Below are 26,528 nucleotides of genomic sequence, written 5' to 3'. Positions count from 1 at the left end.
GGAGCAGGTAGCAGTGACCGTGACCGGGGCGGGTGCCTCCCCGCCGACGACCGACGCCGCGCCCGAGCAACAGCACCGCCCGCGGTCGCTGCGCACCCGCCGGCTGATCGGGCTGCTGCTGCTCACCGCGGCGCTCGTGGCCGCGGTGCTGGCCAGCATCGCGATCGGCACCAAGGTCATCCCGCTGAACGAGGTGATCTCGGCACTCGTCGCGCCGACCGGTTCGGAGAACGACGTCGTGGTCCGCTCGCTGCGGATCCCGCGCACCGAGCTCGGCGTGCTGGTCGGTCTCGCACTCGGCCTGTCCGGTGCCCTGGTGCAGGGCTTCACCCGCAACCCGCTCGGGGAGCCCGGACTGCTCGGCGTCAACGCCGGCGCCGCGCTGTTCGTCGTCTGCGGGATCTACCTGTTCGGCGTCACCTCGCTGTTCGGCTACGTCTGGTTCGCCTTCGCCGGCGCCCTGGTCGCCAGTGTCGCGGTGTTCCTCATCGGCACCCGCGCCCGCGGCGGCGCCACCCCGGTCTCGCTCGCACTCGCCGGGGCCGCGATGGCGTTCCTCATGGGCGCGCTGACCTCGTCGATCGTGCTGCTCGACGAGTCCAGCCTCGACGCCTACCGGTTCTGGGTGGTCGGCTCGCTCGCCGGTCGCGACGCCGACGTCTCCGGCCAGGTCGTCTGGTTCATCGTCGCCGGGGTGCTGCTGGCCCTGGCCAGTGCGCCTGCGCTGAACGCGCTCTCGCTCGGCGACGACGTCGCCACCTCGCTGGGGCACTCGGTGCAGCGCACCCGGGTCATCGGCGTCGTCGCGATCACCCTGCTCGCCGGGGCCGCCACCGCGGCCTGCGGGCCCATCACCTTCCTCGGCCTGGTCGTCCCGCACGTGGTGCGGTCGTTCACCGGGCCCGACCACCGCTGGCTGCTGCCCGCGTCCGGGCTGGCCGGGGCGGTGCTGCTGCTGCTCGCCGACGTCGTCGGACGCGTGGTCGCCCGGCCCGGTGAGCTGCAGGTCGGCATCGTCGTCGCGCTGATCGGCGGCCCGTTCTTCGTCGCCCTGGTCCGCCGCAAGAAGCTGGCGGCGGTGTGAGCGCCCCCGCCCGCGAGCGCGCCGAGCGCTCCACACCGCAGCCCGAGCCGGTCACCGGGCGCCGCCCGCTGCGGGTCGGCCCGTTCTCCGGCGTCCTGCGGGTCCGGCCGCTGGTCGTGCTCGTGGTCTCCGCGGTCGTGCTGGTACTCGCCGCCTCGGTCAACATGGGCCGCGGCGACTACCCGATCGCGATCACCGACGTCCTCGCCACGCTGTTCGGCGGCGGCGACGCCGGCCAGCAGCTCGTCGTCCTGCAGCTGCGGCTGCCGCGCACCCTGGTCGGCGCCCTGGTCGGCGGGGCGCTCGCGGTGTCCGGCGCGATCCTGCAGTCCATCGCCCGCAACCCGCTGGCCAGCCCGGACATCATCGGTGTCCAGTGGGGCGCCTCGGCCGCCGCGGTGTTCGTGATCGTCCTCGGCGGCGGTGCCTCCGGGGTCGGCGGCGCGTTCGCCTCGCTCGGCATCCCGCTGGCCGCGCTGGTCGGCGGCCTGGTCAGCGCCGCGCTGGTCTACGTGCTGGCGTGGCGCCGTGGCATCCAGGGCTACCGGCTGGTGCTCATCGGGATCGGCATCCAGGCCGTGCTGGTCGCCGCGGTGAACTGGCTGCTGACCGTCGCGCAGATCTACCAGGCCGCCCAGGCCCAGGTCTGGATCAACGGCAGCCTCAACGCCCGCAGCTGGGACGAGGCGATCCCGCTCGCGATCGCGATGGCCGTGCTCGTCCCGGTGTCGCTGGTGCTCACCCACCTGCTCGGCGGCCTGCGCTTCGACGACGACACCGCCCGCGGCCTCGGCATCCGGGTCGACGCCGCCCGCAGCTGGCTGCTGCTGGTCTCGGTCGGGCTCGCCTCGGTCGCCACCGCCGCCGCCGGGCCGATCTCGTTCGTCGCCCTGGTGACCCCGCAGATCGCACGGCGGCTGTGCCGGGTCGGGTCGCCGCCGATCGCGGTCTCACTCGTCCTCGGCGCGGCGCTGACCGTCGTCGCCGACCTCATCGCCCGCACCGCGCTGGGCTCGGTGGAGCTGCCCGTCGGCATCGTCACCGCCGTCCTCGGCGCCCCCTACCTGCTCTTCCTGCTGTCCCGCGCCCGTCAGGAGGCCCGCGCATGACCACGCGAACCACCGGTGCCGTCGCCGCCGATGCGTCGCCCGTCCGGACCTCCGACGAGTGCCGCCTGCGGGCCGAGTCGGTCTGCCTCGGCTACGGCGAGCGGCTGATCGTCGACGGGCTCGACCTGGAGGTCATGCCCGGCGCGGTCACCACCGTGATCGGCCCGAACGGCTGCGGCAAGTCCACCGTGCTCCGCGCGCTCGGGCGGCTGCTGCCGTGCCGGCGCGGCTCGGTGTTCCTCGACGGCAAGGCGATCGACAGCGTCCCCACCCGCGACGTCGCGAAGGTGCTCGGCATCCTGCCGCAGTCCCCGGTGGCGCCGGAGGGCCTGACCGTGGGCGACCTCGTCGCCCGCGGCAGGCACCCGCACCAGGCCTGGTACCGCCAGTGGTCGTCGGACGACGAGCGCGCCGTCGCCGACGCGCTGGCCTGGGTCGGGCTGACCGACCTCGCCGAGCGTCCGGTCGACGAGCTCTCCGGCGGGCAGCGGCAGCGCGCGTGGCTGTCGATGGCGCTGGCCCAGGAGACCGACCTGATGCTGCTCGACGAGCCGACGACGTTCCTCGACCTCGCCCACCAGGTCGACGTCCTGGAGCTGGTCCGGCGGCTGCAGTCCGAGGCCGGGCGCACCGTGGTCATGGTGCTGCACGACCTCAACCTGGCGGCCCGCTACGCCGACCACCTCGTCGCGATGAAGGACGGGGCGATCCACGCCGCGGGCTCGGCGCACGAGGTGATCACCCCGGAGATGCTCGACGAGGTCTTCGGGCTGCGGGCACGGGTGATCGAGGACCCGGAGACCGGGACGCCGATGGTGGTCCCCTCCGCCGGCCCGTCGAAGCGGGCCCCGGAGCCGGTCGCGCAGGACTGAGCACGAGACTGGCCGGGTGCACCTCGAGACCCGCGCCGTCCACGCAGGCAACGACGTCGACCCGGGCACCGGCGCCGTTCGCCGCCCGATCGTCACCGCGAACTCCTACGCGCTGCCCGAGGACCCGTCCGAGCTGGACTGGTCGGGCACCGCGACCCGGCTCTACACCCGCAACGGCGGCGCGAACCAGGGCTGGCTGGAGGACAAGCTCGTCGCTCTCGAGGACCCGAACGGAGTCAGCGAGGGCGGCTGTGCCGCGGTCGCGCTGGCGTCCGGGGTGGCGGCGCTGCACGCGGTGTTCTTCACGTTCCTGCGCAGCGGCGACCACGTCGTCAGCTCCGACGTCACCTACGTCGCCACCCACCGGCTGCTGACCGAGCTGCTGCCGGACCGGTGGGGGATCACCGCGACGCTCGTCGACACCTCCGACCCGCAGGCGGTGCGGGCGGCGATGCGCCCGCGGACCCGGCTCGTGCACGTCGAGACCCCGGCCAACCCGACCACCCGGATCACCGACGTCGACGCCGTCGCCGCGGTCGCGCACGAGCACGGTGCGCTGTGCAGCGTCGACGCCACGTTCGCCACCCCGGTGCTGCAGCGGCCGCTGGAACGCGGCGCGGACCTCGTCGTGCACTCGCTGACCAAGTACGTCAACGGCCACGGCGACGCCATGGGCGGCGCCGTGCTCGGCCGCCGGGAGCTGGTCGACCGCATCCGCGGCGACGCGATGGTCGACGCCGGGGGAGTGATCAGCCCCTTCAACGCGTGGCTGATCGCCCGCGGCGCGATCACCCTGCCGATGCGGATGCGGGCGCACTGTGCGAACGCCCTGGCCGTCGCCGAGTTCCTCGACGCCGACCCGCGGATCGCCTACGTCGCCTACCCCGGCCTGGCGTCGCACCCGCAGCACGAGCTGGCCGCCCGCACCCTCGACGGCGGCTTCGGCGGCATGCTCGCCTTCGCCCTCGACGGACCGCCGGAGCTGCAGAACCGGTTCGTCGCCGCCCTCGAGGTGATCACCTCGGCGGTGTCGCTGGGCCACGACGAGTCGCTGGTCGTGCACGTCGGCGCGGGCGGAGAAGGGCGGGCCGCGCACTTCCCGGAGCCGTTCCGCCGCTACGGGCACCTGCGGCTGTCGGTAGGGCTGGAGGACCCGCGCGACCTCGTGGCCGACATCGCGCGGGCCCTGGACGCCGTCTGCTGACGGCGTTCTGCGAGACGGGGACCGGCCGCGCGGGTCAGCCGATCAGCGCGCGGCCGACGATCTCCTTCATGATCTCGTTCGTGCCGCCGTAGATCGCCTGCACGCGGGAGTCCACGAACGCGCGCGCGATCGGGTACTCGAGCATGTAGCCGTAGCCGCCGTGCAGCTGCACGCAGCGGTCGACGATCCTGTTCTGCAGGTCCGAGCACCACCACTTGGCCTTGGCCGCGTCGGGCACCGACAGCTCGGACTCGACGTGCTGGCGGATGCAGCGGTCCACGAACTCCCGGGCGACCGAGGCCTCGGTGTCCATCTCGGCCAGCTCGAACCGGGTGTTCTGGAACTTCGACACCGGACGGCCGAACGCCTTGCGCTCCTTGGTGTACTCCAGCGTCATCCGCACCGCTGCCTCGGCACCCGCGGCGGACGCGACGGCGATCGACAGCCGCTCCTGGGCGAGGTTCTGCATCAGGTAGATGAAGCCCTGGCCGACCTCGCCGAGCCGGTTCGCATCCGGGACCCGGACGTCGGTGAAGCTCAGCTCGGCGGTGTCCTGGGCCTTCATACCGACCTTCTTCAGCCGGCGTCCGCGCTCGAAACCCTCCATGCCGCGCTCGACGACGAACAGCGTGAAGCCGAGGTGCCCTGCGTCGGCGTCGGTCTTCGCCACGACGATCACCAGGTCGGCCAGGATGCCGTTGGTGATGAAGGTCTTGGAGCCGTTGAGGATCCAGTCGCCGTTCGCGTCCCGGACCGCGCGGGTGGCGATGCCCTGCAGGTCGGACCCGGTGCCCGGCTCGGTCATCGCGATCGCGGTGATCAGCTCGCCGGAGCAGAACCCGGGCAGCCAGCGCTGCTTCTGCTCCTCGGTGCACAGCCGCAGCAGGTAGGGCTGCACGACGTCGTTGTGCAGCGGGAAGCCGATTCCGCTGGTGCCGGCGGCGACGATCTCCTCGTCGAGCACGACGTTGTAGCGGAAGTCGTCGACCCCGCCGCCGCCGTACTCCTCGGGGACACCCATGCCGAGCAGGCCGGCCGCACCGGCCTGCGTCCAGACCGCTCGGTCGACCTGACCGTCCTCCTCCCACTGCTCGTGATGGGGGAGGACCTCCTTCGCGATGAAGGTCCGGCAGAGGTCGCGGAACGCGTCGTGTTCGTCGTTGAAGATCTCGCGCTGCATGGTCGCGAGTCTCACATACTCGCAGGTAACTTGGGGGCTACCGGCGGTACGGTTTTTTCACACCGGTACCGGTAGGGTGCGCTCGTGAACGTCCTCGACGCCCTCGCCAACGCCTGGGACCGGACCGTCGTGGGGCGGGTCGCCGATCTCCACCGGATGCCGCGGGAGGCGATCGTCGGGTCGCCCGCGGGGATCCTGCACCGCTACACCCCGCTCTCGGGGATCGACCCGGACGGCGGGGCCCCGGTGCTCCTCGTCCCGCCGCTGGGTGCGCCCGACTTCGCCTACGACCTGCGGCACGGCTGCTCGCTGGTCGAGCACCTGCTCCAGCAGGGCCGCACCGTCTACATCGTCGACTACGGCCCGATCTCGTTCGAGGGCCGTTCGCTGGGCATCGAGCACTGGGTCGACGACCTGGTGCCGGCCATGGTCCGTGAGGTCGCGGCGATCGAGGACTCCGACGTGCATCTGGTCGCCTGGTCGCTGGGCGGGGTGTTCGCGCTGCTCGCGGTGGCCGCCGCGGTGCAGGAACGCGCGCCGCTGCCGGTGCGGTCGGTGTCGGCGATCGCGACGCCGATCGACATCTCCGGGGTGCCGCTGGTGGCACCGCTGCGCCCGCTGGCCCAGATCACCGGCGGACGGCTCCTCTCCTCGGTCTACCGCGGGATCGGCAGCTTCCCCGCGCCGATGGTCAGCTGGGCGTTCCAGCTCACCGCGGTCGACAAGCTGATCACCAAGCCGCTGGCGATCCTGTCCCGGCTCGACGACCGCGACTGCCTCGCCCAGATCGAGGCCGTCGACCACCTGATGAACAACATGCGGGCCTACCCCGGGCGCGTGTTCGGCCAGATCTTCCACCTGATGCTGCGCAGCAACGAACTCGCGTCGGGGGCGCTGCGCCTCGACGGCCGCGACGTCGAGCTGGCCTCGGTGGACGTGCCGGTGCTCGTCGTCGCCGGGCGGGACGACGTCATCGCTCCGCTCAAGGCCGTACGACGGCTGGTGGCCCTGCTGCCCGGCAGCCCCGACGTCCGCTACGCGACCGCGCCCGGCGGCCACCTCGGTGTGCTGACCGGACGACGGGCCCGCGACACGACCTGGCCCGAGCTGGACCGGGCCCTCGCGGACTGGGACGCCGAGGCCGAGCCCGCCGCGAGCGCCTGAGCCGCACCGGCCCTTTCCGCCCTTCCCGCCCGCGACCGGCGGTCGCCGCGCGTTCCGCGGAACGCAGGTGGTCGAGGGTGCCCCCGCCGGTGGCACGGCGCCGGACGGCAGTCATGGGCGCGAGATGCCTCAGCAGGTGAGACGTCGGCCGGAGATGCTTCACCTGCTGAGGCATCTCCGGCCGGTGTCTCCGCCGATGGCTCCGTCCGGTGTCTCCGCCGATGGCCCAGCCCGACTGCACACCCCGGAGCCGGTTCCGACACCCGAAATATCCGGTGTGCGAACCGGGCGCCGGGTGTGACGACCGGCCGCGCCCGCGCTGCTCGTACGAGTGCCGTCCGTGACTGCGGGCGATCGGGTGAGACGTCGTCGCGGTGGGTGATCCGCGCTCCGCCGGACGTCCGGCCGCGCTGGGCCGCCCGGGTGCTGCACCACCACGCCCGGGTGGCCGTATGTGCGCGAAGTCGATCAAGACGTGACGCTGTCGGTGGCCGCTCGCCTCGAACGGGGTGTGCGCCGCAGCTGCCGGCGACGTCGTCCCGAGGGAGCTCCGCATGTCCCGACCGATCGACCGATCCTCTGTCGCGCAACGCCTTCGCGCCGCCTCTGTCTGCGCGGCCGCCGTCGCGACGCTCCTGGCCGGCACGGCAGGCGTCGCCACCGCTGCACCACCCCGCGGAACGCAGGACACCGCCGCACCGTCCCGCGGAACGCAGGACACACAGGACACCGCCGCACCGGTCCGCGGGCCGCAGGACACACAGGACACCGCCGCACCGGCCGGCGCCGGCGGGAGCAGCACCGCGCCCCGCGTGACCCGGCAGCGCAGCGCGGGCTGCGGCACTCCCGCGCCGCAGCAGCCCGGGACGAGCGTCGACCGCACCGTGCGCAGCGGCGGGATCGACCGCCGGGTACGCCTGCACGTCCCGCAGGACTACACGCCGGACCGCGCGACCCCGGTGGTGCTGATGTTCCACGGTCGCGGCAACGGCGGGAGGACGACCGAGGAGTTCTCCGGGCTCTCGTCGCTGCCGGCGATCGTCGCCTACCCCTACGGCGTCGAGGGCGGCGAGGGGAAGCGGTCCTGGCAGGGCGCGCCGTACGCGGCACCGGGCGTCGACGACGTCGCGTTCACCGGCGCCCTGCTCGACGACCTCGAGTCGAACCTCTGTGTCGATCCGCAGCGGGTGTTCGCGGCCGGCAAGTCCAACGGCGGCGGGTTCGTCGAGATCCTCGGCTGCCGGATGGCGGGCCGCATCGCGGCGATCGCCCCGGTAGCGGGGGCGTACTACCGGGCGGGTGAACCGGCCTGCACACCCGGCCGCTCGGTCCCGGCCCTGTTCGTCCACGGCACCGCCGACCCGGTCGTCCCGTACACCGGTAGCGCCGAGCGCGGGCTCCCGCCGATCCCGGAGAAGGTCGACGAGTGGGCCCGCCGCGAGGGCTGCGACCGGCGGCCCGCCACCCGGCGGACCGAGCCCGACGTCACGACCAGCACCTGGTCCGGCTGCGCCGACGGGAGCCGGGTCGAGCACGTCGCCGTCGAGGGCGGCGGCCACACCTGGCCGGGCGCCACGACCTACAGCGGTGAGGGCCGGACCACGCAGACCGTACGGGCCACCGAGCTGATCGGGGAATTCTTCGGGCTCCGCTGACTCCTCGGGCCCCGCTGAACCGTCGTGATCTGCCGTCGCCCGCACGGTCGCGCGGGATGCCTTGTGCGCGAGGAGATCGGGCGGTGAGTGTGATCATCGATCCCGGGCGGCCGGTGGCCGCCCCGCGACGAGAGGGAACCGCTGTGCCCGCACCGAGGACCTGCCTGCGCGCCGTGCTGGCCTGCGCGACCGCCGTCGCCGCCGGCCTGACGGTCACCGCCGGCGGCGCCGCCGCGGCAGTCCCGAACCACGGAGCGGCCGCGGCAGTCCCGAACCACGCAGCCGCCGCGGCAGTCCCGGGCTACGGAGCCACCGCGGCGCCGGGAGCCACCGCAGCGGAGAACCCTGCGGCGCCGAGCGCTCCGGTGGGCGGCAGCGCGGGCTGCGGCACCGCCGCTCCGCAGCAGCCCGGCACCACGGTCGTCCGCACCGTCACCAGCGGCGGCCTGCAACGTGCCGCCCGGGTGCACGTCCCCGCGAACTACGACCCGGCCCGCCCGACCCCGGTCGTGCTCGCCTTCCACGGCCGCGGCGCCGGCGCCGAGAAGACCGAGAACTTCACCGGGCTGTCGTCGCAGCCTGCCGTCGTCGCCTACCCGGAGGGCGTCCGCGGCGCCGACGATCGGCAGGCCTGGCAGGGCGCGCCGTACTCCGCGCCCGGTGTCGACGACGTCGCCTTCACCCGCACCCTGCTCGACGACCTCGAGTCCGACCTCTGCCTCGACCGGCAGCGGGTCTTCGCCACGGGCATCTCCAACGGCGGCGGGTTCACCGAGATCCTCGGCTGCCGGATGGCCGACCGGATCGCCTCGGTCGCCGCCGTCGCCGGGGCGTACTACCGGAAGGGCGAGCCGGCCTGCGCGCCCGGCCGTGCGGTCCCCGCGCTGTTCGTGCACGGCACCGCGGACAGCACGATTCCCTACGGCGGCAACGCGAGCCGTGGCCTCCCGCCGATCCCGGACAAGGTCGCCGAGTGGGTGCGCCGCGACGGCTGCACGCCCCGCCCGGCGACCCGGCGGACCGAGCCCGACGTCACGACCAGCACCTATACCGGCTGCACCGCGGGGGCGACGGTCGAGCACGTCGCCGTCGACGGCGGCGGGCACACCTGGCCCGGCGCCACGAGCTACAGCGGGGAGGGGCGGACCACGCAGACGGTGCGCGCCACCGACCTCGTCGCGAGGTTCTTCGGGCTCCGCTGACCGCGGCGGGGGAGGATCGCCCCATGCGCTACCTCGAGGGCCTCGGCTCCGCCGGCATCCCCTGGTCCGTGATCGGGCTCGGGACCTGGCAGTTCGGCTCCACCGAGTGGGGCTACGGCGAGGACTTCCGCGCCGAGGCGCACCGCATCGTCGCCCGCGCCCGCGAGCTGGGCATCACGTTCTTCGACACCGCCGAGCTCTACGGCTTCGGCCGCAGCGAGCAGATCCTCGGCGACGCACTGCGGGCCTCGGGCGGCACCGACCCGCGCGACGGCGTCGTGCTCGCCACCAAGTTCCTGCCGATCCTGCCGCTGGCCCCGATCCTGGAGCAGCGGGCGGTCACCTCGGCGTCGGCGCTCGGGGTCCGGGCGATCGACCTGTACCAGGTGCACAAGCCCCACCCCGTGCTCGACGACCGGTCGGCCATGCGCGGCATGGCCACGCTGCAGCGCATCGGGCTGGTCCGCGACGCCGGGGTGTCGGCCTACCCGCTGCGCCGCTGGCGGTCCGCCGAGGCCGCGCTCGGCGGCCCGGTGCTGTCGAACCAGGTCGAGTTCAGCCTGCTGCGCCGCGAGCCCGCCGCGGACCTGGTGCCGTGGGCGGCCGAGCACGGGCGCGTCGTCATCGCCTACAGCCCGCTCGCCCAGGGCCTGCTCACCGGCCGCTACGACGAGACCCACCGGCCGTCGAACCGGGTGCGGCGCAACACCGCGTGGCTGCCGGCGAACCTGCGGGCGCTCGCCCCGCTGACCGACGCGCTCCGCGACGTCGCCACCGCGCACGACGCGACGCCCGCCCAGGTCGCCCTGGCATGGGTGGTGCACCACCCGAACACCGTGGCGATCCCGGGGGCGTCGAGCGTCGCGCAGGTGGAGTCCAACGCCGCGGCCGCGGAGATCCGGCTGCGCGACGACGAGCACGCCGGGCTCACCGCCGCGGCCGAGGCGGTGCACCGCACGGTCGGCCCGCGCGCGTACCCCGCCCTGGCCCGTGACCTGCTGCGCGGCTGACCTGCTGAGCGGTGGACCTGCTGCTCGGCTGACCGGCCGCTCGGCTGACACCGCGGCGGACCTGCTGCGCGGACGGAGCGGCGGCGGACCTACTTCACGTGCTGCCGCAGGAACTGCACGGCGCGGTCCCAGGCGATCTCGGCCTGCTCGGCGTCGTAGGTGCCCATGTGGTTCTCGTCGTTGAAGAACGCGTGCCCTGCCGGGTACTCCAGGAACTCCGGGCGCGAGCCGGACTCGTTCTCGATCCGGTCGGCGAGGGCCTCCACGGCCTCCGGCGGCGCCATCGTGTCCTGCTCGCCGAAGTGCCCCTGCACCGCGGCGGTCAGCTTCGCGAAGGACGGGTAGTCCTCCTTCAGCACGCCGTAGAACGGCACCGCGGCGCTGACCTTGTCGCCCTGCTGCGCGGCCAGGACCAGCACGAAGCCGCCGCCCATGCAGAAGCCGATCGCGCCGACGGTCGACGAGGTGACCTCGTCGAGGGAGAGCAGGTAGTCCACGGCGCCGCCCAGGTCGGTCGCCGCCTGGTTCACCGGCAGCTCGCCCATGAGCTGCCCGGCCTCGTCGGAGTCGTGGGTGGTGCGGCCGCCGTAGAGATCCGGGGCGAGTGCGACGAAGCCCTCGGCGGCGAGCCGGTTCGTCACGTCGACGATGTGGTCGGTGAGCCCCCACCACTCCTGGATGACGACGACGCCGGGCCCGGAGCCCGAGTCGGGCAGCTTCAGGTAGCCGTGGGCGGTGCCGCCGCCGGAGGGGAAGGTGACGTTCTGCGCGGGGTTGTCGTTCGTGTGTGCCACGCGCCGGATGACACCACGCCCCGGCCCGCTCCGCGCGGTGGCGCTCACCCGGTCAGGTCGGTCCATCACGGACGGTTGCGGAACGTAAGACGATCATGAATGGGGTCATGGGCAGGGCCGATCGGGTCATGGGGACGGCCTGTGTGACGAGTGAGTCAACCGTGAGCGTCGCAAACGATGCGGGGATATCGTCGAGGTCATGGTGACCTTCGCAGCTGCGCCGACCGCCCGGTCCACGCACGACGCGGCCGTCGAGCGGCTGCGTGCGGCCCGCAGCGGTGCCGGCCGGGTGCAGCTGGCCAAGCCGTCGTCGAACCTGTTCCGGTTCGGCGACCGGGACCGCGGCCGCGGCGCCACCGCGCTGGACACCACCGCGCTGAACGGTGTCCTGTCGGTGGACCCGGAGGCCCGTACCGCCGAGGTCCAGGGCATGGCGACCTACGAGACGATCGTCGCCGCGACCCTGCCGTACGGCCTGATGCCGCTGGTCGTGCCGCAGCTCAAGACCATCACCCTGGGCGGCGCCGTCACCGGGCTCGGGGTGGAGGCGTCGTCGTTCCGCGACGGGCTGCCGCACGAGTCGGTGCTGGAGATGGACGTCCTCACCCCGTCCGGTGAGCTGCTCACGGTCACCCCCGACGGCGAGCACGCGGACCTGTTCGCCGCGTTCCCCAACTCCTACGGGACCCTCGGCTACGCGATGCGTCTGGTCGTGGAGCTGGCGCCGGTCAAGCCCTTCGTCAAGCTCACCCACCACCGGTACCCGACCGCGCAGGCGCTGTCCGACGCGATCCCCGGCTTCGTCGAGGCCGGTCCCGCCGGCGGGGTCGACTTCCTCGACGGCGTGGTCTTCTCGCCCGAGGAGCAGTACCTGACCGTCGGTGAGTTCGTCGACGCCCCGATGCCCGGAGCGCGGATCTCCGACTACACCGGTCAGGAGGTCTTCTACCGCTCGCTGCAGCAGCGCCCGGTCGACCACCTGACCACGCACGACTTCATCTGGCGCTGGGACCCGGACTGGTTCTGGTGCTCGCGCGCGTTCGGCGTGCAGAACCCGGCGGTGCGGCGGTTCTGGCCGCGCCGCTACCGCCGCTCGGACGTCTACCGCCGCCTCGTCGCCCTCGACCAGCGCTACGGCGCGTCGAACCGGGTCCGCGAAGCGCTCGGCGGCACGGCCGAGGAGATGGTCGTGCAGGACGTCGAGATCCCGGTCGAGCGGCTGCCGGAGTTCCTCGAGGTCTTCCACCGCGAGGTGCCGATCGAGCCGGTGTGGCTGTGCCCGCTCGAGCTGCGCGGCGAGCGGTCCTGGCCGCTGTACCCGATGGAACCCGGCCGGCTCTACGTCAACGTCGGGTTCTGGTCCTCGGTGCCGGAGAAGCCCGGCGACCCGTGGGCACACAACCGGCTGATCGAGGAGCTCGTGGCCTCCCTCGGCGGCCACAAGTCGCTGTACTCGACGGTGCACTACGACGAGGACGAGTTCTGGGCGCACTACAACGGCGACGCCTACCGCGCGGTGAAGGAGCGCTACGACCCGGACGGGCGGGCGCTCGACCTGTTCCGCAAGGTCACCGGACGCCGGTGAGCCTGCACATCGATCGCGACCTGCGACGACCGACACTGGGAGAACGGCAATGACCGGAGTGCTGGAGCGAGCGGCCACGTCCACGGAGCCGGTGGCCGGCATCCTGGCCCGGGTACTGGGCAACACCCCGACGCTGCGCGTCGAGGCCTTCGACGGCTCCGCCACGGGGCCGAAGGACGCGCCGGTGACGCTGCACGTCAACTCGCCGCGGGCCCTGGGCCGGCTGGTGAGCGCGCCCGGCACGCTCGGCCTGGCGCGGGCCTACGTCACCTCCGAGATCGACGTCGACGGCGACCTGCACACCGCGCTGGCGGCGATGGCCGAGGTCACGCTGCACTCGATCCCGCGGCGCGAGCAGCTGAAGCTGGTCCGCCAGCTGCTGCCGTACTGGCGCGAGCACCGCATGCCCCCGCCGGACCTGGAGGCGCGGCCCAAGGGGTTCCTGCACTCCCGGCGGCGGGACTCGCAGGCCATCTCGCACCACTACGACGTCTCGAACACCTTCTACGAGTACGTCCTCGGCCCGTCGATGACCTACACCTGCGCCGCCTACCCCGACGCCGACGCGTCGCTGGAGACCGCGCAGGCCGCGAAGTACGAGATGGTCTGCACCAAGCTCGCGCTGGAGCCGGGCATGAAGCTGCTCGACGTCGGCTGCGGCTGGGGCGGCATGGTCCGCCACGCCGCCCGCGAGCACGGGGTGAAGGCGCTCGGCGTCACGCTGTCCAAGGAGCAGGCGGCCTGGGCGCAGGCAGCCATCGAGCGCGAGGGCCTCGCCGACCTCGCCGAGGTGCGCCACCTCGACTACCGCGACGTCCCGGACGGCGTCTACGACGCGGTCTCCTCCATCGGGCTCACCGAGCACATCGGCAAGGCGAACATTCCCGGCTACTTCCGGTCGATGTACGCCAAGCTGCGCCCGGGCGGGCGGATGCTCAACCACTGCATCACCCAGCCCTACAAGCCCGACCACCGCCACACCGACCCGTTCATCCACCGCTACGTCTTCCCGGACGGCGAGCTGGAGACCATCGGCTCGCTGGTCTCGGAGATGAACGAGGCCGGCTTCGAGGTGCGGCACGAGGAGAACCTGCGCGAGCACTACGCGCTGACCCTGCGCGACTGGGGGACCAACCTCGAGAAGCACTGGGACGACGCCGTCGCCGAGGTCGGGATCGGCCGGGCGCGGGTCTGGCGGCTCTACATGGCCGCCTGCCGCCTCGGGTTCGACCTGGACAACATCCAGCTGCACCAGGTGCTCGGCGTGAAGCTGCACGACGACAAGTCCTCCGGCTTCCCGCTGCGCGGGGCGCACGGGGCCTACTGAGTCCTGCTCCGGGGCCCTGTTCCGGGGCCCTGCTCCGGGGAATCCGGAGGATCAGCCGAGCTCCCGGGCCGCCGCCACGGCCCGGGAGCCGTACCCGCCGCCGAACAGCACGGCGTGCACCAGCAGCGGGAACAGCTGGTGCAGCGGCACCCGGTGCTCGCGGCCCGGGGCGAGCGGGACACCCGCGCCGGCCGCGGCGTCGGCGTAGGCGCCGAGCACCCGGTCCAGGTGCGGCAGCCCGAACAGCTCCAGCATCGCCAGGTCCGACTCACGGTGCCCGCCGTGCGCGGCCGGGTCGATCAGCCAGGCCCCCTCCGCGGACCAGAGCACGTTGCCCGACCACAGGTCGCCGTGCAGCCGGGCCGGGGGCTCGGCCGGCCCGGCGAGGTCGTCGGCCGGGTCGTGCAGGCGCTCGCACACCCGCTCGACCACGGTCGCCCCGCGGGCGTCGACCGCGCCCCGGTCCCGTGCCGTACGCAGATAGGGCAGCACCCGCTCGTCGGCGAACCAGGCGCCCCACGGACCGTCACAGGGCCGGTTGCGCATCCCGGTGTGCCCGATCCAGGCGTCCTCGGGTCCGCCGGGCGGGGGAGCCCCGAACGCGTCGGCGCCGCTGCCGTGCAGCGCGACGAGCCGGTGGCCCAGCTCCTGCGCGGCGTCGGTGGACGGGCGCCCGCCCGGGACCGCGGTGCTCACCAGCAGCGTGTCGTCGGCGCCGAGCACCTCGGGCACCGGCGGGCCGCCCGGCACGGCCAGCCAGCGCAGACCCGCGGCCTCGGCCGGGATCGAGCCCGGATCGGCGGCGCCGTCCTTCACCACGACCTCGGTCGTCCCGCCCGCGCGGTCGTCGAGAGTGAACCGCGGCGGGAAGCCCCGCCCGCCGCCGACGACGTCGCGGCCGGTCAGCCGCGCGACGGTGCCGGCGTCGGGGCTCACGCGTGGCGCTTGACGTACTCGGCGAGGCCGGGCAGGGCGGCGTCGACCATCTCGTAGACCTCGGTGAAGCCGTCCGGCCCGCCGTAGTAGGGGTCGGGCACCTCGGCGCCGTCGGCGGCGGACGGGTCGAACGAGCGCAGCAGCCGGACCCGGTTCGGCTCGGGCACCGAGCGCTGCAGCCAGCGCAGGTGCTCGCCGTCGAGCGCGACGAGCAGGTCCGCGCCGAGGATCTCGGAGTCGACCTGCCGCGCCGCATGCGCGGTGTCGTAGCCGTGCTCGTCGAGGATCTCCGCCGAGCGGGCGTCCATCGACTCCCCGACGTGCCAGTGCCCCGTGCCGGCGCTGGTCACCCGGACACGGTCGGACAGGCCCATGGCCTCCACCTCGGAGGCCAGCATCTTCTCCGCGATGGGCGAGCGGCAGATGTTCCCGGAACAGACGAAGCACACGTGCACGCCGTCCACGGTAGAGGCTTCCGTCCCGGGGTGAAGTACCAGGTCGGGGGCACTCCGTACGGTCATCCGATCGTCACGGTCCCGTCACACACGACCGGGCCCGCCTGGCGGGCTCCGGCGCGGTCGTAGGGTGGGTGGATGGCCGGCCGAACAGCAGCGTCGGGCGCGGATCCCGCGTCCGACGGCCACGACCTGCGCCACCACGGGGACGCCGATACCGGGGACGGTCTGATCGACTTCGCGGTCAACGTCGTCGGCGACGGGCCGCCGCCCTGGCTGCGCGAGCGCCTGGTCACCGCGCTCGACGGGCTCGGCCGCTACCCGCAGGCCGCCCACGACCGCCGCGCCCGCGAGGTCGCCGCCGCCCGGCACCGCCGCCGCCCCGAGGAGGTCCTGCCGCTGGCCGGTAGCGCCGAGGGCTTCGCGCTGCTGCCCGCGCTGCGCCCGGAGCTGGCCGCCGTCGTGCACCCGGGGTTCACCGAGCCCGAGGCCGCGCTGCGCGACGCCGGGATTCCCGTCGAACGGGTGCTCACCGACCCCGACGACGGCCACGCACTGGACCCGCGCGCCGTCCCCGACCAGGCCGACCTGGTCGTCGTCGGGAACCCGACGAACCCGACCGGGGTGCTGCACCCGGCTGCCGACCTGCGCGCGCTCGCCCGCCCGGGCCGCGTGCTGCTCGTCGACGAGGCGTTCGCCGACGCCGTCCCGGGCGAGCCGGAGTCCCTCGCCGCCGACGACGCCGTGCCCGGCCTGCTCGTGTTCCGCTCGCTCACCAAGACCTGGGCGCTGGCCGGGCTGCGCGCCGGCTACGCCATCGGCGACCCCGCGCTGCTCGCCCGGCTCGCCGCCCCGCGGCCGCCGTGGCCGGTGTCGTCGCTCGCGCTGGAGGCGATCATCGCCTGCTGCGAGCCCGACGCGCTGTCCGCGGCCGACCAGCGCGCCCGCGAGCTCGCCGCGCACCGGGTTGCCCAGGCCACCGCGCTGTCCGCGATCGAGGGAGTCGCGGTGCAGCCGGGCCTGGCGCCGTACCTGCTGCTGCACCTGCCCGACGGCACCGGCCACGACGTCCGGCGGCTGCTGCGCGAGCACGGGATCGCCGTGCGGCGGGGCGACACCTTCCCCGGGCTCGGCCCGGACCACGTGCGCGTCGCGGTGCGCCCGCCGGAGACCGCGTACCGGCTCGTCGAGGCCCTCGACGAGGCCCTGCGGACCCTGGCGGTGACGGTGTGAGCACGCTCGGAGAGGTCGTCGCGGCGCTGGAGGCGGCCTACCCGCCGCACCTGGCGATGGACTGGGACGCCGTCGGGCTGGTCTGCGGCGACCCCGACGACAAGGTCGGGAAGGTGCTCTTCGCCGTCGACCCGGTCGTCGAGACCGTCGACGAGGCCCTGGAGACCGGCGCCCAGCTGCTCGTCACCCACCACCCGCTGCTGCTGCGCGGGGTGCACGGCGTCGGTGCCGACACGCCGAAGGGTGCGTTGCTGCACAAGCTGATCCGCGGCGGCGTCGGGCTGTTCACCGCGCACACCAACGCCGACCTCGCCGACCCCGGCGTCTCCGACGCGCTCGCCGGCGCGCTCGGGGTCACCGTCGAGGGGCCGCTGGAGCCCGAGCCCGGCCCGGCCCTGGACAAGATCGTCACGTTCGTGCCGGTCGGCCCGGCGATCGCGCAGGTGCACGCCGCGCTCGCCGACGCCGGCGCCGGGCACTTCGGCAACTACTCGCACTGCTCGTTCGCCACCGCCGGGACCGGCCAGTTCCTCCCGCTCGACGGCGCCGTCCCCGCCGTCGGCGAGGTCGGGAAGCTGGAGCGGGTCGCCGAGACCCGGATCGAGATGGTGCTGCCCCGCGGGAAGCGGCGCGCCGTCGTCGAGGCGCTGCGGGCCTCGCACCCCTACGAGGAGCCGGCGTTCGACCTGCTGGAGATGGCGCCGCTGCCGTCGTCGCAGGGACTCGGCCGGGTCGGGACACTGCCGGCGGCGGAGAGCTTCGCCGCGTTCACCCGCCGCGTCGCCGACGCCCTGCCCGCGACGACCTGGGGCGTGCGCGGCGCCGGTGACCCGGACCGGGAGATCCGCCGGGTCGCGGTCAGCGGCGGCTCCGGGGACTCCGCGCTCGGCTCCGCGACCGCAGCCGGGGTCGACGCGTTCGTCACCGCCGACCTGCGCCACCACCCGGCCTCGGAACACGCGCTGGCCGGGACCGGGCCGGGTGGCCCGGCGCCCGCGCTGGTCGACGTCGCACACTGGGCGTCGGAGTGGCCGTGGTGCGCCCAGGCGGCGGACGTCGTCCGCACGGCCTTCGACGGTAGCGTCGAGGTCTCCGTGTCCCGGGCGCGAACCGACCCGTGGACCACCCACGCCGATCAGCAGGAGGACCCCAGATGAAGGCCGATCCCGCCGCGCAGTCCACGCTGCTGACGCTGGCCGAGGTCGACGTCGAGATCGGCAGGATCGCCCACCAGCGCCGCACGCTGCCCGAGCACGCCCAGCTCACCGAGGCCGAGCAGCGGCTGCAGGCGGCGAAGGACGCGGTCGTGCGTGCCGAGACCCGCGCCGGGGACCTCGACCGCGACATCGCCCGCATCGAACGCGACGTCGAGGGCGTCCGCGCCCGCACCGCCAAGGACCAGCAGATGCTGGCCGGGTCCGGGATCGGTGCCAAGCAGGCGACCGAGCTGCAGCACGAGCTGGACACGCTCGCCCGCCGCCAGGGGGTCCTGGAGGACGAGGAGCTCGAGATCATGGAGGAGCGGGAGGCGGTCGGCGCCGAGCTCGACCACGCCCGCACCGACCAGGAGAAGATCGCCGCCGAGGTGGCCGACCTCGCCGAGCGCCGCGACGCCGCCGAGGCCGACCTCGACGCGTCGCAGGCCGGGCGGGACCGGGCCCGGACCGAGGTCGTCGCGAAGCTGCCCGAGGACCTGCACGCCGAGTACGAGCGGATCCGCGCCAAGGGCCGGATCGCGGCCGGTGCGCTGCGCGAGTCCCGCTGCGGCGCCTGCCGGCTCGAGCTGGACCGCACCTTCCTCGCGCAGGTGCGCGGCAAGGCGAAGGACGACGTCGTGCACTGCGAGGAGTGCGGCGCGATTCTGGTGCGCGCGTCGTGAGGCTGGTTGTCGAGGCCGACGGCGGCTCGCGCGGCAACCCCGGTGTCGCCGGCTACGGGGCGGCGGTGCTGGACGAGTCCGGCACGCAGGTCCTGGCCGAGGTCTACGACGGCGTCGGGTCGGCCACCAACAACGTCGCCGAGTACCGCGGCCTGATCGCCGGGCTCGCCGCGGCGCTGGAGCTGGGCGCGACCGAGGTCGACGTCCGGATGGACTCCAAGCTCGTCGTCGAGCAGATGTCCGGGAACTGGAAGATCAAGAACGGGGCGCTGCGGGAGCTGGCCGCCGAGGCCACCGGCCTGGCCGACGAGTTCGACGCGGTGCGCTACGCCTGGATCCCGCGCGCCGAGAACTCCCGCGCCGACGCCCTGGCCAACAAGGCGATGGACGGTGACTCCCAGCCGTCGGTGCCCACGACCGGGCCCGCCGAGGCCCCGGCCGCGCCGGTCGCGACCGACCCCGACAGCGACCCGGAGCCCGAGTCCACGGAGCGCTCCACCGGATCGACCGGGGCCCGTGCGGCGGCGACGGCGTGGACCGGGCAGGTCGGCACGCCGGTGCGGATGGTGCTGCTGCGCCACGGGCAGACCGAGCTGTCGGTGCACCGCCGCTACTCCGGGCACGGCGACCCCGAGCTGACCGACGCCGGGCAGGCGCAGGCCGTCGCCGCCGCCCGCGAGCTGGCTGCCCGCTACGTCTCCGCCGAGGGCCGTCCGGCCGCGATCCTGACCTCGCCACTGCGCCGGGCCCGGCAGACCGCCGCGGCCGTCGCCGAGACGACCGGGGCGCCGCTGGAGGTCCGCGACGCGCTGATCGAGACCGACTTCGGCGGCTGGGAGGGGCTGACCTTCGCCGAGGCCCGCGAGCGCGACCCGGAGCTGCACGGACGCTGGCTCGGGTCGTCGCAGGTCGCACCGCCCGGCGGGGAGAGCTTCGCCGCAGTGGGGGAGCGGGTCGCTGCCGAGCGCGCCCGGATCGTCGAGGAGTTCGCGGGGGAGACTGTGGTCGTGGTCAGCCACGTGACGCCGATCAAGCTCATGCTGCGCGACGCCCTCGACGCCGGTGACGGCGTGCTCTACCGGATGCACCTGGACCTGGCCTGCACCAACGTCGTCGAGTTCTACCCCGACGGCGGGGCGTCGGTGCGGCTGGTGAACGACACGTCGTACCTGGGGTGATCCGTGGCGCCCGGCCGCGGCACGCCCTGCGGGCACCGGGCCGGCCGGGTACGTCATGGTCCGGAGATGCGTCACCTGCTGAGGTAGTTCGCCGCCTGCACCCTCGACCGTCCCCTCTGGATCGATCGAGTGCTGCCCCGAACGGGTTGCACCTGACCGCTCACACTCGGTGACCCTTGCTCGCGTATCACTCGCCGGGTGATGATCAGCGCGCACCGTACGGGGTGGTCAACCTACGGTGCGTGATCAGTCTCGGTGTCGCGGGGAACAGGAGAGACGACGATGTCCGGTGGCGTGGTGTCCCACGAGCACGACTACGGTTACGACCTGGCTCACGAGATGAAGGTGATCGCGCGGCTGCCGCAGCAGCGTCGCGGATCGTCCCGGCCGATCGGTGCGCGGATCGCGCGTGACCTCGACCCGGACACCGACTTCGGGCACGACCTGGCCCACGAACTCTGATCCTGCGCACGTCCCGGCGGCCCCGCGTTCCGGCGCGGGGCCGTCGGCGTTCCTACGGTGCTCGGCCCGCGAGCCGCAGCGCCGCCCACAGCGCCGCCGTCGCCCCCACCAGCCCGAGCGGGACGGTGAGCAGGCCCAGCCCGGCGAACGTCGGGAACGACGGCGCGGCCCCGCGGGCAGCGCTCACCCGGCGCCACAGCAACGTCGCGAGCGACCCGGTCCAGGTCAGGTTCGGGCCGATGTTCACCCCGAGCAGCATCGCCAGCACCAGCCCCGCCGACGGGCTCGGGCCGAGCGCGGTGAGCAGCACCAGCGTCGCGGGCAGGTTGTTCACCACGTTCGCCAGCACCGCCGCGATCACCGCGGTCGCCAGCAGCGCCCCGAACGACACGTCACCGGGCAGCAGCCCGCCCAGCCGGGCGGCGAGCCCCTGACCGCTCACCCCGGCGACGACCACCCCGAGCGCGAGCACGAACACGCAGAACCCCGGCGACGCCGCCGTGACCAGCCCGGACACACCGATCTCGCGGCGCACCAACGCCCGGACGGCGAGCACCGCGGCCCCCGCGGCGGCGACCCAGCCCGGTGCGACGCCGAGCGCCGACGACGCGCCGAACCCGGCGAGCGTCAGCCCCAGTACCGCCAGCGCGGCCACCGGAGCCGGTCCGGCGGGCGCCGGAACCACCTCGGTCCGCCCGGCGGGGAGGTCGCGGGCGAAGAACCACCGCAGCACGACGTACTCGACGGCGACGACCACCACCCAGGGCGCCGCCATCAGCCCGGCGAACCCGAGGAAGCTCAGACCGGACGCGGAGAACGCCAGCAGGTTCGTCAGGTTCGACACCGGCAGCAGCCCGGACGCCGAGTTCGACAGGTGCGCGCACGCGTAGGAGTGCGGGCGGGGCGGCAGGTGCAGCCCGGCCGCCGTCGCCAGCACCACCGGGGTGAGCAGGACGACCGTCGCGTCCAGGCTGAGCGCCGCCGTCGTCACCGCGGCCGCGACGGTGACCAGTGCGAGCAGTCGGCGCGGGGACCCGCGCGACGCCGTCGCGAGCCGGGCGCCGAGCCACCGGAACACACCCTCGGCGTCGGCGAGGTGGCCGAGCAGCAGGATCGCGGCGAGGAACCCGATCGTCGGGCCGAGATCGGTGACCTCCCGCCACGCCGTCGCGGGGGAGACCAGCCCGGCGAGTACGGCAACCCCGGCGGCCGGGATCGCGAGCACCGCCTCGGGGAGCCCGAACGGCCGCACCGTCGCCGCGACGAGCACCAGCGCCAGGAGCCCGACCGCGAGCACGGACGCGGGCGTGATCGTCACCGCTGAACCGTACTGCGGGGAGCGCTCAGGACAGCTCGGTCACCATGTTCTGTGCGGTGCCGAGCAGTGGACCGAGCTCGCGGTCGACGACTCCCCAGACCAGGTCGCGGTCGATGCTGAAGTAGCCGTGCACGAGGACGTTCCTCATGCCGATGATCTTTTTCCAGGGCACGTCGGGGTAGCACTCTCGTGTGTCGGCCGACATCTTGGCGGCGGCCTCGCCCACGATCTGGAGGTGCTGCACGACCCAGACCTGGATCAGCTCGTTGTCGTCGAACTCGTCCCGGCCCATGTTGGTGTACCGCTGGATCCGGACGATCGCGTCGACGATGTCCTGGGCTCGGTCGGCATCCGACCTCACAGCAGGACGGCCTCGTCGTCCAACCGCTTCTCGAGCCGCGGAGCGAGCCCTGAGGAGGAGACGACGTCGACCGGTCGCCCGAACAACTCCTCCAGGTCGGCCGCGAGCCCACCCAGGTCGAACAGGGTACGGCCGGTCGCCATGTCGACGACCAGGTCCACATCGCTCGTCGGGGTCGACTCGCCGCGAGCGACCGAACCGAACACCCGCAGCCTCGACGCTCCGTGGCGCCGCGCGATCGCCAGCACTGCATCGCGCTGCGCCCGCAGCTCGTCGAGCGACGGGGCGACGTCGCCGGTGCGGTCCCGCAGACGCATGGTCGGCCTCCTCCGCGTCGATCGTCGCACATCCGGCATGCCCGCGGCGGCAGCCGCGACGCCGTACGGCTCGTAGCCTGGGGTCATGACCGCAGCCACGGAGATCGCGTTCGAGAACACCTTCGTCCGCGACCTGGAGGGCCTGTACCTGCCGTGGGAGGCCGCACCCGCGCCCGACCCGCAGGCGGTACTGGTCAACGACGCACTCGCCGCCGACCTCGGCCTCGACCCGGTCGAGCTGCGCACCCCGGCCGGTCTCGGTCTGCTCACCGGCACCGCGCCGCCGGAGTCCGCGACGACCGTCGCGCAGGCCTACGCCGGGCACCAGTTCGGCAACTACTCGCCGCGCCTCGGCGATGGCCGCGCCCTGCTGGTCGGCGAACTCGTCGGCGCCGACGGCACCCGCCGCGACCTGCACCTCAAGGGATCCGGCCGCACCCCGTTCGCCCGCGGCGGCGACGGGAAGGCCCCGCTCGGCCCGATGCTGCGCGAGTACGTGATCTCCGAGGCCATGCACGCGCTCGGGGTGCCGACGACGCGCTCGCTCGCCGTCGTCACGACCGGCGAGCCGGTGCTGCGCGAGCAGGGCCCCGAGCCGGGCGCGGTGCTGGCCAGGATCGCGGCCAGCCACCTGCGCGTCGGCACCTTCCAGCTCACCGCCGCGCTCGGCAAGCCGGAGCTGCTGCGCCGCCTGGCCGACTACGCCATCGCGCGCCACTACCCCGAGCTCGCCGACGAGGAGAACCCCTACCTCGCGCTCTACCGCGCCGTGATCGCGGCGCAGGCACGCCTCGTCGCGCAGTGGATGCGGCTCGGGTTCGTGCACGGCGTCATGAACACCGACAACGTGACGATCTCCGGCGAGACGATCGACTACGGCCCCTGCGCGTTCCTCGACGCGCACGACCCCGCCACCGTCTACAGCTCCATCGACGAGGGCGGCCGCTACGCCTACGGCAACCAGCCCGGCGTCGCGCAGTGGAACCTGGCACGCTTCGGCGAGGCGCTGCTGCCGCTGTTCGACGACGACTCCGACACCGCGATCGGGCTCGCCACCGAGGCGCTGCAGGGCTTCGCCGACGCCTACCTCGCGGCCCGCGACGAGGGCTACCTCGCCAAGATCGGCGTCGGGACGCCGGAGCTGCTGGAGGACCTCTACCGGCTGCTCGACGAGCAGAAGCCCGACCACACGCTGTTCTTCCGGCGGCTCTCCGACGCCGCCCGTGGCGACACCGGCCCGGTCCGTTCCCTGGTCACCGACCCCACCGCGCTCGACGCCTGGCTGGGGTCCTGGCGCGCCGCAGGCCCGGACGCCGACGCGATGGACCGCGTCAACCCGATCTACATCCCGCGCAACCACCTCGTCGACGAGGCGCTGCGCGCGGCCGTGCGCGGTGACCTCGAGCCGGTGCAGTGGCTGCTGCAGGTACTGTCGCATCCCTACGACGAGCGGGAGGGTTACGAGCGGTTCGCGGAGCCCGCGGGACCGGACGTGCCGCGGTTCGTGACGTTCTGCGGGACCTGAGGCAGACCGGGAGGCCGTCGTGCGGGTGGCGATCATCGGAGCAGGCCCGGCCGGGCTGTTCCTGGGCGCGACGCTGGCCCGTCGCGGGCACGCGGTCACCGCCGTCGACCGCGACGGGGGACCGGAGCCGGACGGCAGCTGGTCGCGCCGCGGGGTCATGCAGTTCCACCACCCGCACGGTGTCCGCCCGCAGGTGGGGGAGGCGCTGCGGGCCGAGCTGCCCGAGGCCTACGACGCCTGCCTGGCCGCCGGCGCGGAACCGCTCTCGTTCGTCCTCGACGACGGGACCCGGGTCTCCGGCGGACTGCGGATGCGCCGAGAGACGTTCGAACGCGCGCTGCGCTCGGTCGCCGTCCGGGAGCCGGGGTTTGCGGTGGTCCGCGGGCACGCCGACCGGGTCGTACTCGACGAGGGCCGGGCTCGCGGGCTCGTCGTCGACGGTGACCCGCTGGACGCGGACCTGGTCGTCGACGCGTCCGGGCGGGCCGGCCGGATCACCCGCGAGTACGCCGGCGAGCCCGAGCTGGTCGGTGACACCGGCGCCGCGTACGTCAGTCGCCAGTACCGGCTGCACGACCCGGCCGACCCCGGGCCGATGACCAACCCGCTGGCCTGGCAGGCCGACCTCGACGGCTACCTCGCGATCGTGTTCCGCCACGAGCGGGGCATCTTCTCGGTGCTGATCGTCCGCCCGGCGGGGACGCTGCACGACCTCCGTCACGAGGTGGCGTTCGACGCCGCCTGCCGCGCGATCCCGGGGCTGTCGGACTGGACCGACCCGCAGCGCGCCACACCGATCACTCCGGTGCTGCCCGGCGGGCGGCTGCACAACCACTACCGCGCTCAGCCGGGAATCCCCGGGCTGGTGCTGGTCGGCGACTCGGTCTGCACCACGACGCCGATGTTCGGCCGCGGGCTGGCGACGACGATGCTGCAGTGCGCCGAGCTGCTGCGCCGCATCGACACCGGCGACCTCGACGGCTTCGGCGCCTGGTGTGACGCCGAGATGCGGCCCTGGGTGGCCGACCACGTCCGCTGCGACGACGCCGCCCGCCGGATCTGGGACGGCGGCGACGTCGACCTCGCCGCGCCGCTGCCGTCCACCCAGATCCTGGCCGCCGCGGCGGTCGAACCGCGGATCGCGGCGGCGATGGGGCCCTACCTCGGTATGCGGGCGGGACCGTCCTGCCTGGACGCGGTGGAGCCACTGGCGCACGCGATCTACGAGTCCGGATGGCGGCCGACGCCGTCGGACGGGCCGAGCCGCGACGAGCTGACGGGGATCCTGCGGTCCGCCGTCGCTGCCGGACTATGATGGCCGACGCGGACGAGTCGGTCGGGCGACCGCGTCGGGACCCTCGTGGTCCCGCCGAGGAAAGTCCGGACTCCACAGGGCAGGGTGGTTGTCAACGGCAACCCGGGGAGACCCGCGGGACAGTGCCACAGAGAACAGACCGCCACCGGTCCTCGGACCGGCGGTAAGGGTGAAACGGTGGTGTAAGAGACCACCAGCACCCCGGGCGACCGGGGTGGCTCGGTAAACCCCACCCGGAGCAAGGTCGAGAGGCGACGAGTACTCGTCGCTGCGCAGGCGTTCGAGGGCTGCCCGCCCGATGCCTGCGGGTGGACCGCTGGAGCCTGCCGGCAACGGCAGGCCGAGATGGATGGTCGCCGAACGGTGCACCGTGAGGTGCCCGGGAACAGGATCCGGCTTACAGGTCGGCTCGTCCGCCCCGCACTCCCGGCATCAGGCCCGGGGGCGGGGCACCTGTCTTGAGCAGGCGCGATGCTCTCGTGAGTTCTCGAAGCGCGGGCGCATCCCAGACGATGGCCGGGAAGAAGACCGGCCCCTCGAATTTCGGGTCGAAGAGGAGCCACTGGCGACAGACGCCGAGTCGCTGCCCACCTTCTCTGATCCGAAGCACCACGAGCCGAGCTTCGCGTCCCCGACCAAGATCGCCGGAGCCAGCTCCTTCGCCGAGGCCATCGACATCGAGCCCGGTGCCTACGGCATCAGCCACCTCAGCGTGCCCCCGCTTGCGGTTCGCTACGGTCCGCTGCTGGTGACGCCGGTCGGAGGTGTCGCAAAGAGGTGCTGGTCGTGATGCGCGATGCTGGTCAGTCGCCTGATGATCGCGCGTAGCTGACCCTGTGCCTGGAGGTCGATGAGAGGGACCGCATCACCGTGCGCGCGGTCGACGTGCGGGAGGCCCCAACCAGTGGACAGTACCTGTGCCCCCATCCGGGTGAGGACGCGCTCGGTGGTCTCGCGTGCCCAGGCGGCACCGTATGCGCTGGGGCTGGCGCTGATCACAGCGGTGGGCAGGGAGAGGAAGACGGAGTCGCCGTCGGGGCGAGCCGCCCAGTCGAGCAGGTTCTTGAGCTGCCCGGGGACGCTGCCGCTGTACTCGGGCGTGGTAATCAGGACTGCGTCCGCCTCGCGAACGGACGCCCGCAGGTCGCGAACGGCGGCGTGCGGTCGAGGCTCGTGGTCTTCGTTGAACGGCGGGATGTCGGCGAGTCGATCGAATCGGCGCACCTTGTGCCCGTCCTCGCGGGCGAGCGTCTCGGCGTGGCCGAGCAGCCTGGTGTTGATCGAGCCGCTGCGCAGGCTTCCAGAGATGGTCAGGAGTCGCATGGGCGTCCTTTCGATTGCTCGGTGATTGTGAGTCCGGGGA

General features: G+C 73.8%; 25 protein-coding genes and 1 other RNA gene. 18 read left to right on the top strand and 8 right to left on the bottom strand.

The genetic code is table 11. From position 1 onward, the window contains the following. Window positions 1–19 precede the first annotated feature (19 nt). The 4 genes from ACLE50_RS06585 to ACLE50_RS06570 are packed head-to-tail and all read left to right on the top strand — an operon-like array spanning window position 20 to window position 4,269. Window positions 20–1,084 carry a FecCD family ABC transporter permease gene (locus tag ACLE50_RS06585; protein WP_410942852.1) on the top strand — a complete coding sequence of 355 codons (1,065 nt, stop codon included), beginning with the start codon at window positions 20–22 and terminating at the stop codon, window positions 1,082–1,084. After that, a complete protein-coding gene (locus ACLE50_RS06580; protein WP_410942497.1) occupies window positions 1,081–2,193 on the top strand; it encodes a FecCD family ABC transporter permease in 1,113 nt (370 codons plus the stop codon). Before ACLE50_RS06585 ends, ACLE50_RS06580 begins: the two co-directional genes overlap by 4 nt. Continuing rightward, complete coding sequence (locus ACLE50_RS06575; RefSeq protein WP_410942496.1) at window positions 2,190–3,065, top strand: ABC transporter ATP-binding protein; 876 nt, start codon at window positions 2,190–2,192, stop codon at window positions 3,063–3,065. Before ACLE50_RS06580 ends, ACLE50_RS06575 begins: the two co-directional genes overlap by 4 nt. A 16-nt stretch (window positions 3,066–3,081) precedes the next feature. Next, window positions 3,082–4,269: a trans-sulfuration enzyme family protein gene (locus ACLE50_RS06570; RefSeq protein WP_410942495.1), complete on the top strand. Its 1,188-nt coding sequence runs from the start codon at window positions 3,082–3,084 to the stop codon at window positions 4,267–4,269. 34 nt (window positions 4,270–4,303) lie between these two features. Here the strand turns inward: ACLE50_RS06570 and ACLE50_RS06565 are convergent, their stop codons facing one another. After that, entirely contained in the window at window positions 4,304–5,449 is a 1,146-nt protein-coding gene (locus ACLE50_RS06565; protein WP_410942494.1) for an acyl-CoA dehydrogenase family protein, read from the bottom strand. A gap of 84 nt (window positions 5,450–5,533) precedes the next feature. Here ACLE50_RS06565 and ACLE50_RS06560 point away from each other — a divergent pair, with 84 nt between their 5' ends. The 4 genes from ACLE50_RS06560 (at window position 5,534) to ACLE50_RS06545 (ending at window position 10,480) form a co-directional block, all read left to right on the top strand. Beyond that, a complete protein-coding gene (locus ACLE50_RS06560; RefSeq protein WP_410942493.1) occupies window positions 5,534–6,613 on the top strand; it encodes an alpha/beta hydrolase in 1,080 nt (359 codons plus the stop codon). 812 nt (window positions 6,614–7,425) lie between these two features. Next, window positions 7,426–8,268 carry a CE1 family esterase gene (locus ACLE50_RS06555; RefSeq protein WP_410942492.1) on the top strand — a complete coding sequence of 281 codons (843 nt, stop codon included), beginning with the start codon at window positions 7,426–7,428 and terminating at the stop codon, window positions 8,266–8,268. A gap of 143 nt (window positions 8,269–8,411) precedes the next feature. Next, window positions 8,412–9,470, top strand: coding sequence for a CE1 family esterase (locus tag ACLE50_RS06550; RefSeq protein WP_410942491.1), 1,059 nt, complete (start codon window positions 8,412–8,414; stop codon window positions 9,468–9,470). Between the two features lie 23 nt (window positions 9,471–9,493). After that, window positions 9,494–10,480: an aldo/keto reductase gene (locus ACLE50_RS06545; RefSeq protein WP_410942490.1), complete on the top strand. Its 987-nt coding sequence runs from the start codon at window positions 9,494–9,496 to the stop codon at window positions 10,478–10,480. An 89-nt stretch (window positions 10,481–10,569) separates the two neighbouring features. On the opposite strand, the gene ACLE50_RS06540 is transcribed toward ACLE50_RS06545, so the two are convergent. Next, window positions 10,570–11,274 carry a dienelactone hydrolase family protein gene (locus ACLE50_RS06540; RefSeq protein ID WP_410942489.1) on the bottom strand — a complete coding sequence of 235 codons (705 nt, stop codon included), beginning with the start codon at window positions 11,272–11,274 and terminating at the stop codon, window positions 10,570–10,572. A gap of 199 nt (window positions 11,275–11,473) precedes the next feature. Between ACLE50_RS06540 and ACLE50_RS06535 the strand changes: the two genes are divergently transcribed. Continuing rightward, the gene (locus ACLE50_RS06535; RefSeq protein WP_410942488.1) at window positions 11,474–12,859 is read left to right on the top strand and encodes an FAD-binding oxidoreductase; all 1,386 of its coding nucleotides are present in this window, start codon (window positions 11,474–11,476) and stop codon (window positions 12,857–12,859) included. A gap of 49 nt (window positions 12,860–12,908) precedes the next feature. Beyond that, a complete protein-coding gene (locus tag ACLE50_RS06530) occupies window positions 12,909–14,186 on the top strand; it encodes a class I SAM-dependent methyltransferase (protein WP_410942487.1) in 1,278 nt (425 codons plus the stop codon). 51 nt (window positions 14,187–14,237) lie between these two features. On the opposite strand, the gene ACLE50_RS06525 is transcribed toward ACLE50_RS06530, so the two are convergent. Further along, window positions 14,238–15,122, bottom strand: a complete 885-nt coding sequence (locus tag ACLE50_RS06525) for a fructosamine kinase family protein (protein ID WP_410942486.1) — start codon at window positions 15,120–15,122, stop codon at window positions 14,238–14,240. After that, a complete protein-coding gene (locus tag ACLE50_RS06520) occupies window positions 15,119–15,577 on the bottom strand; it encodes a low molecular weight protein-tyrosine-phosphatase (RefSeq protein WP_410942485.1) in 459 nt (152 codons plus the stop codon). The genes ACLE50_RS06525 and ACLE50_RS06520 overlap by 4 nt, the downstream gene beginning before the upstream one ends. A gap of 138 nt (window positions 15,578–15,715) precedes the next feature. Between ACLE50_RS06520 and cobC the strand changes: the two genes are divergently transcribed. From cobC to ACLE50_RS06495, 5 genes are all read left to right on the top strand, one after another. Next, window positions 15,716–16,810 carry an Rv2231c family pyridoxal phosphate-dependent protein CobC gene (gene cobC, locus ACLE50_RS06515; protein WP_410942484.1) on the top strand — a complete coding sequence of 365 codons (1,095 nt, stop codon included), beginning with the start codon at window positions 15,716–15,718 and terminating at the stop codon, window positions 16,808–16,810. Further along, complete coding sequence (locus ACLE50_RS06510) at window positions 16,807–17,967, top strand: Nif3-like dinuclear metal center hexameric protein (protein ID WP_410942483.1); 1,161 nt, start codon at window positions 16,807–16,809, stop codon at window positions 17,965–17,967. The genes cobC and ACLE50_RS06510 overlap by 4 nt, the downstream gene beginning before the upstream one ends. Next, window positions 17,964–18,689 (top strand): zinc ribbon domain-containing protein, encoded by a 726-nt coding sequence (locus ACLE50_RS06505; protein WP_410942482.1) that lies wholly within the window; start codon window positions 17,964–17,966, stop codon window positions 18,687–18,689. The genes ACLE50_RS06510 and ACLE50_RS06505 overlap by 4 nt, the downstream gene beginning before the upstream one ends. A 2-nt stretch (window positions 18,690–18,691) precedes the next feature. Beyond that, window positions 18,692–19,867 carry a bifunctional RNase H/acid phosphatase gene (locus tag ACLE50_RS06500; protein WP_410942851.1) on the top strand — a complete coding sequence of 392 codons (1,176 nt, stop codon included), beginning with the start codon at window positions 18,692–18,694 and terminating at the stop codon, window positions 19,865–19,867. 282 nt (window positions 19,868–20,149) lie between these two features. Then, entirely contained in the window at window positions 20,150–20,329 is a 180-nt protein-coding gene (locus ACLE50_RS06495) for a hypothetical protein (RefSeq protein ID WP_410942481.1), read from the top strand. A 52-nt stretch (window positions 20,330–20,381) separates the two neighbouring features. Here ACLE50_RS06495 and ACLE50_RS06490 read toward each other — a convergent pair whose 3' ends face one another. The 3 genes from ACLE50_RS06490 to ACLE50_RS06480 are packed head-to-tail and all read right to left on the bottom strand — an operon-like array spanning window position 20,382 to window position 22,325. Continuing rightward, window positions 20,382–21,641: an SLC13 family permease gene (locus ACLE50_RS06490; RefSeq protein ID WP_410942850.1), complete on the bottom strand. Its 1,260-nt coding sequence runs from the start codon at window positions 21,639–21,641 to the stop codon at window positions 20,382–20,384. Window positions 21,642–21,672: 31 nt separating this feature from the next. Continuing rightward, on the bottom strand, window positions 21,673–22,008 hold the full coding sequence (locus ACLE50_RS06485; RefSeq protein WP_410942480.1) for a HepT-like ribonuclease domain-containing protein: 336 nt from the start codon (window positions 22,006–22,008) through the stop codon (window positions 21,673–21,675). After that, the gene (locus ACLE50_RS06480; protein WP_410942479.1) at window positions 22,005–22,325 is read right to left on the bottom strand and encodes a nucleotidyltransferase family protein; all 321 of its coding nucleotides are present in this window, start codon (window positions 22,323–22,325) and stop codon (window positions 22,005–22,007) included. The genes ACLE50_RS06485 and ACLE50_RS06480 overlap by 4 nt, the downstream gene beginning before the upstream one ends. A gap of 85 nt (window positions 22,326–22,410) precedes the next feature. Here ACLE50_RS06480 and ACLE50_RS06475 point away from each other — a divergent pair, with 85 nt between their 5' ends. From ACLE50_RS06475 to rnpB, 3 genes are all read left to right on the top strand, one after another. Beyond that, window positions 22,411–23,850: a protein adenylyltransferase SelO gene (locus ACLE50_RS06475; RefSeq protein ID WP_410942478.1), complete on the top strand. Its 1,440-nt coding sequence runs from the start codon at window positions 22,411–22,413 to the stop codon at window positions 23,848–23,850. A gap of 19 nt (window positions 23,851–23,869) precedes the next feature. Next, complete coding sequence (locus tag ACLE50_RS06470) at window positions 23,870–25,165, top strand: FAD-dependent oxidoreductase (RefSeq protein WP_410942477.1); 1,296 nt, start codon at window positions 23,870–23,872, stop codon at window positions 25,163–25,165. A 13-nt stretch (window positions 25,166–25,178) separates the two neighbouring features. Next, an RNA gene (gene rnpB / locus ACLE50_RS06465) (RNase P RNA component class A) lies at window positions 25,179–25,581 on the top strand. Between the two features lie 316 nt (window positions 25,582–25,897). Here rnpB and ACLE50_RS06460 read toward each other — a convergent pair. Next, window positions 25,898–26,488, bottom strand: coding sequence for an NADPH-dependent FMN reductase (locus ACLE50_RS06460; RefSeq protein WP_410942476.1), 591 nt, complete (start codon window positions 26,486–26,488; stop codon window positions 25,898–25,900). Between the last annotated feature and the right edge of the window lie 40 nt (window positions 26,489–26,528).

The sequence above is a fragment of the Pseudonocardia phyllosphaerae genome (assembly GCF_046546475.1).
GTDB lineage: Bacteria > Actinomycetota > Actinomycetes > Mycobacteriales > Pseudonocardiaceae > Pseudonocardia > Pseudonocardia phyllosphaerae.
This window is presented reverse-complemented; position numbering and strand designations above follow the sequence as displayed.

Coding starts and splice junctions, on each gene's coding strand:
- ACLE50_RS06575 (WP_410942496.1), top strand. CDS start 2,190: ATGACCACGCGAACCACCGGTGCCGTCGCCGCCGATGCGTCGCCCGTC.
- ACLE50_RS06565 (WP_410942494.1), bottom strand. CDS start 5,449: ATGCAGCGCGAGATCTTCAACGACGAACACGACGCGTTCCGCGACCTC.
- ACLE50_RS06545 (WP_410942490.1), top strand. CDS start 9,494: ATGCGCTACCTCGAGGGCCTCGGCTCCGCCGGCATCCCCTGGTCCGTG.
- ACLE50_RS06535 (WP_410942488.1), top strand. CDS start 11,474: ATGGTGACCTTCGCAGCTGCGCCGACCGCCCGGTCCACGCACGACGCG.
- ACLE50_RS06530 (WP_410942487.1), top strand. CDS start 12,909: ATGACCGGAGTGCTGGAGCGAGCGGCCACGTCCACGGAGCCGGTGGCC.
- cobC (WP_410942484.1), top strand. CDS start 15,716: ATGGCCGGCCGAACAGCAGCGTCGGGCGCGGATCCCGCGTCCGACGGC.
- ACLE50_RS06505 (WP_410942482.1), top strand. CDS start 17,964: ATGAAGGCCGATCCCGCCGCGCAGTCCACGCTGCTGACGCTGGCCGAG.
- ACLE50_RS06495 (WP_410942481.1), top strand. CDS start 20,150: ATGTCCGGTGGCGTGGTGTCCCACGAGCACGACTACGGTTACGACCTG.
- ACLE50_RS06480 (WP_410942479.1), bottom strand. CDS start 22,325: ATGCGTCTGCGGGACCGCACCGGCGACGTCGCCCCGTCGCTCGACGAG.
- ACLE50_RS06475 (WP_410942478.1), top strand. CDS start 22,411: ATGACCGCAGCCACGGAGATCGCGTTCGAGAACACCTTCGTCCGCGAC.
- ACLE50_RS06460 (WP_410942476.1), bottom strand. CDS start 26,488: ATGCGACTCCTGACCATCTCTGGAAGCCTGCGCAGCGGCTCGATCAAC.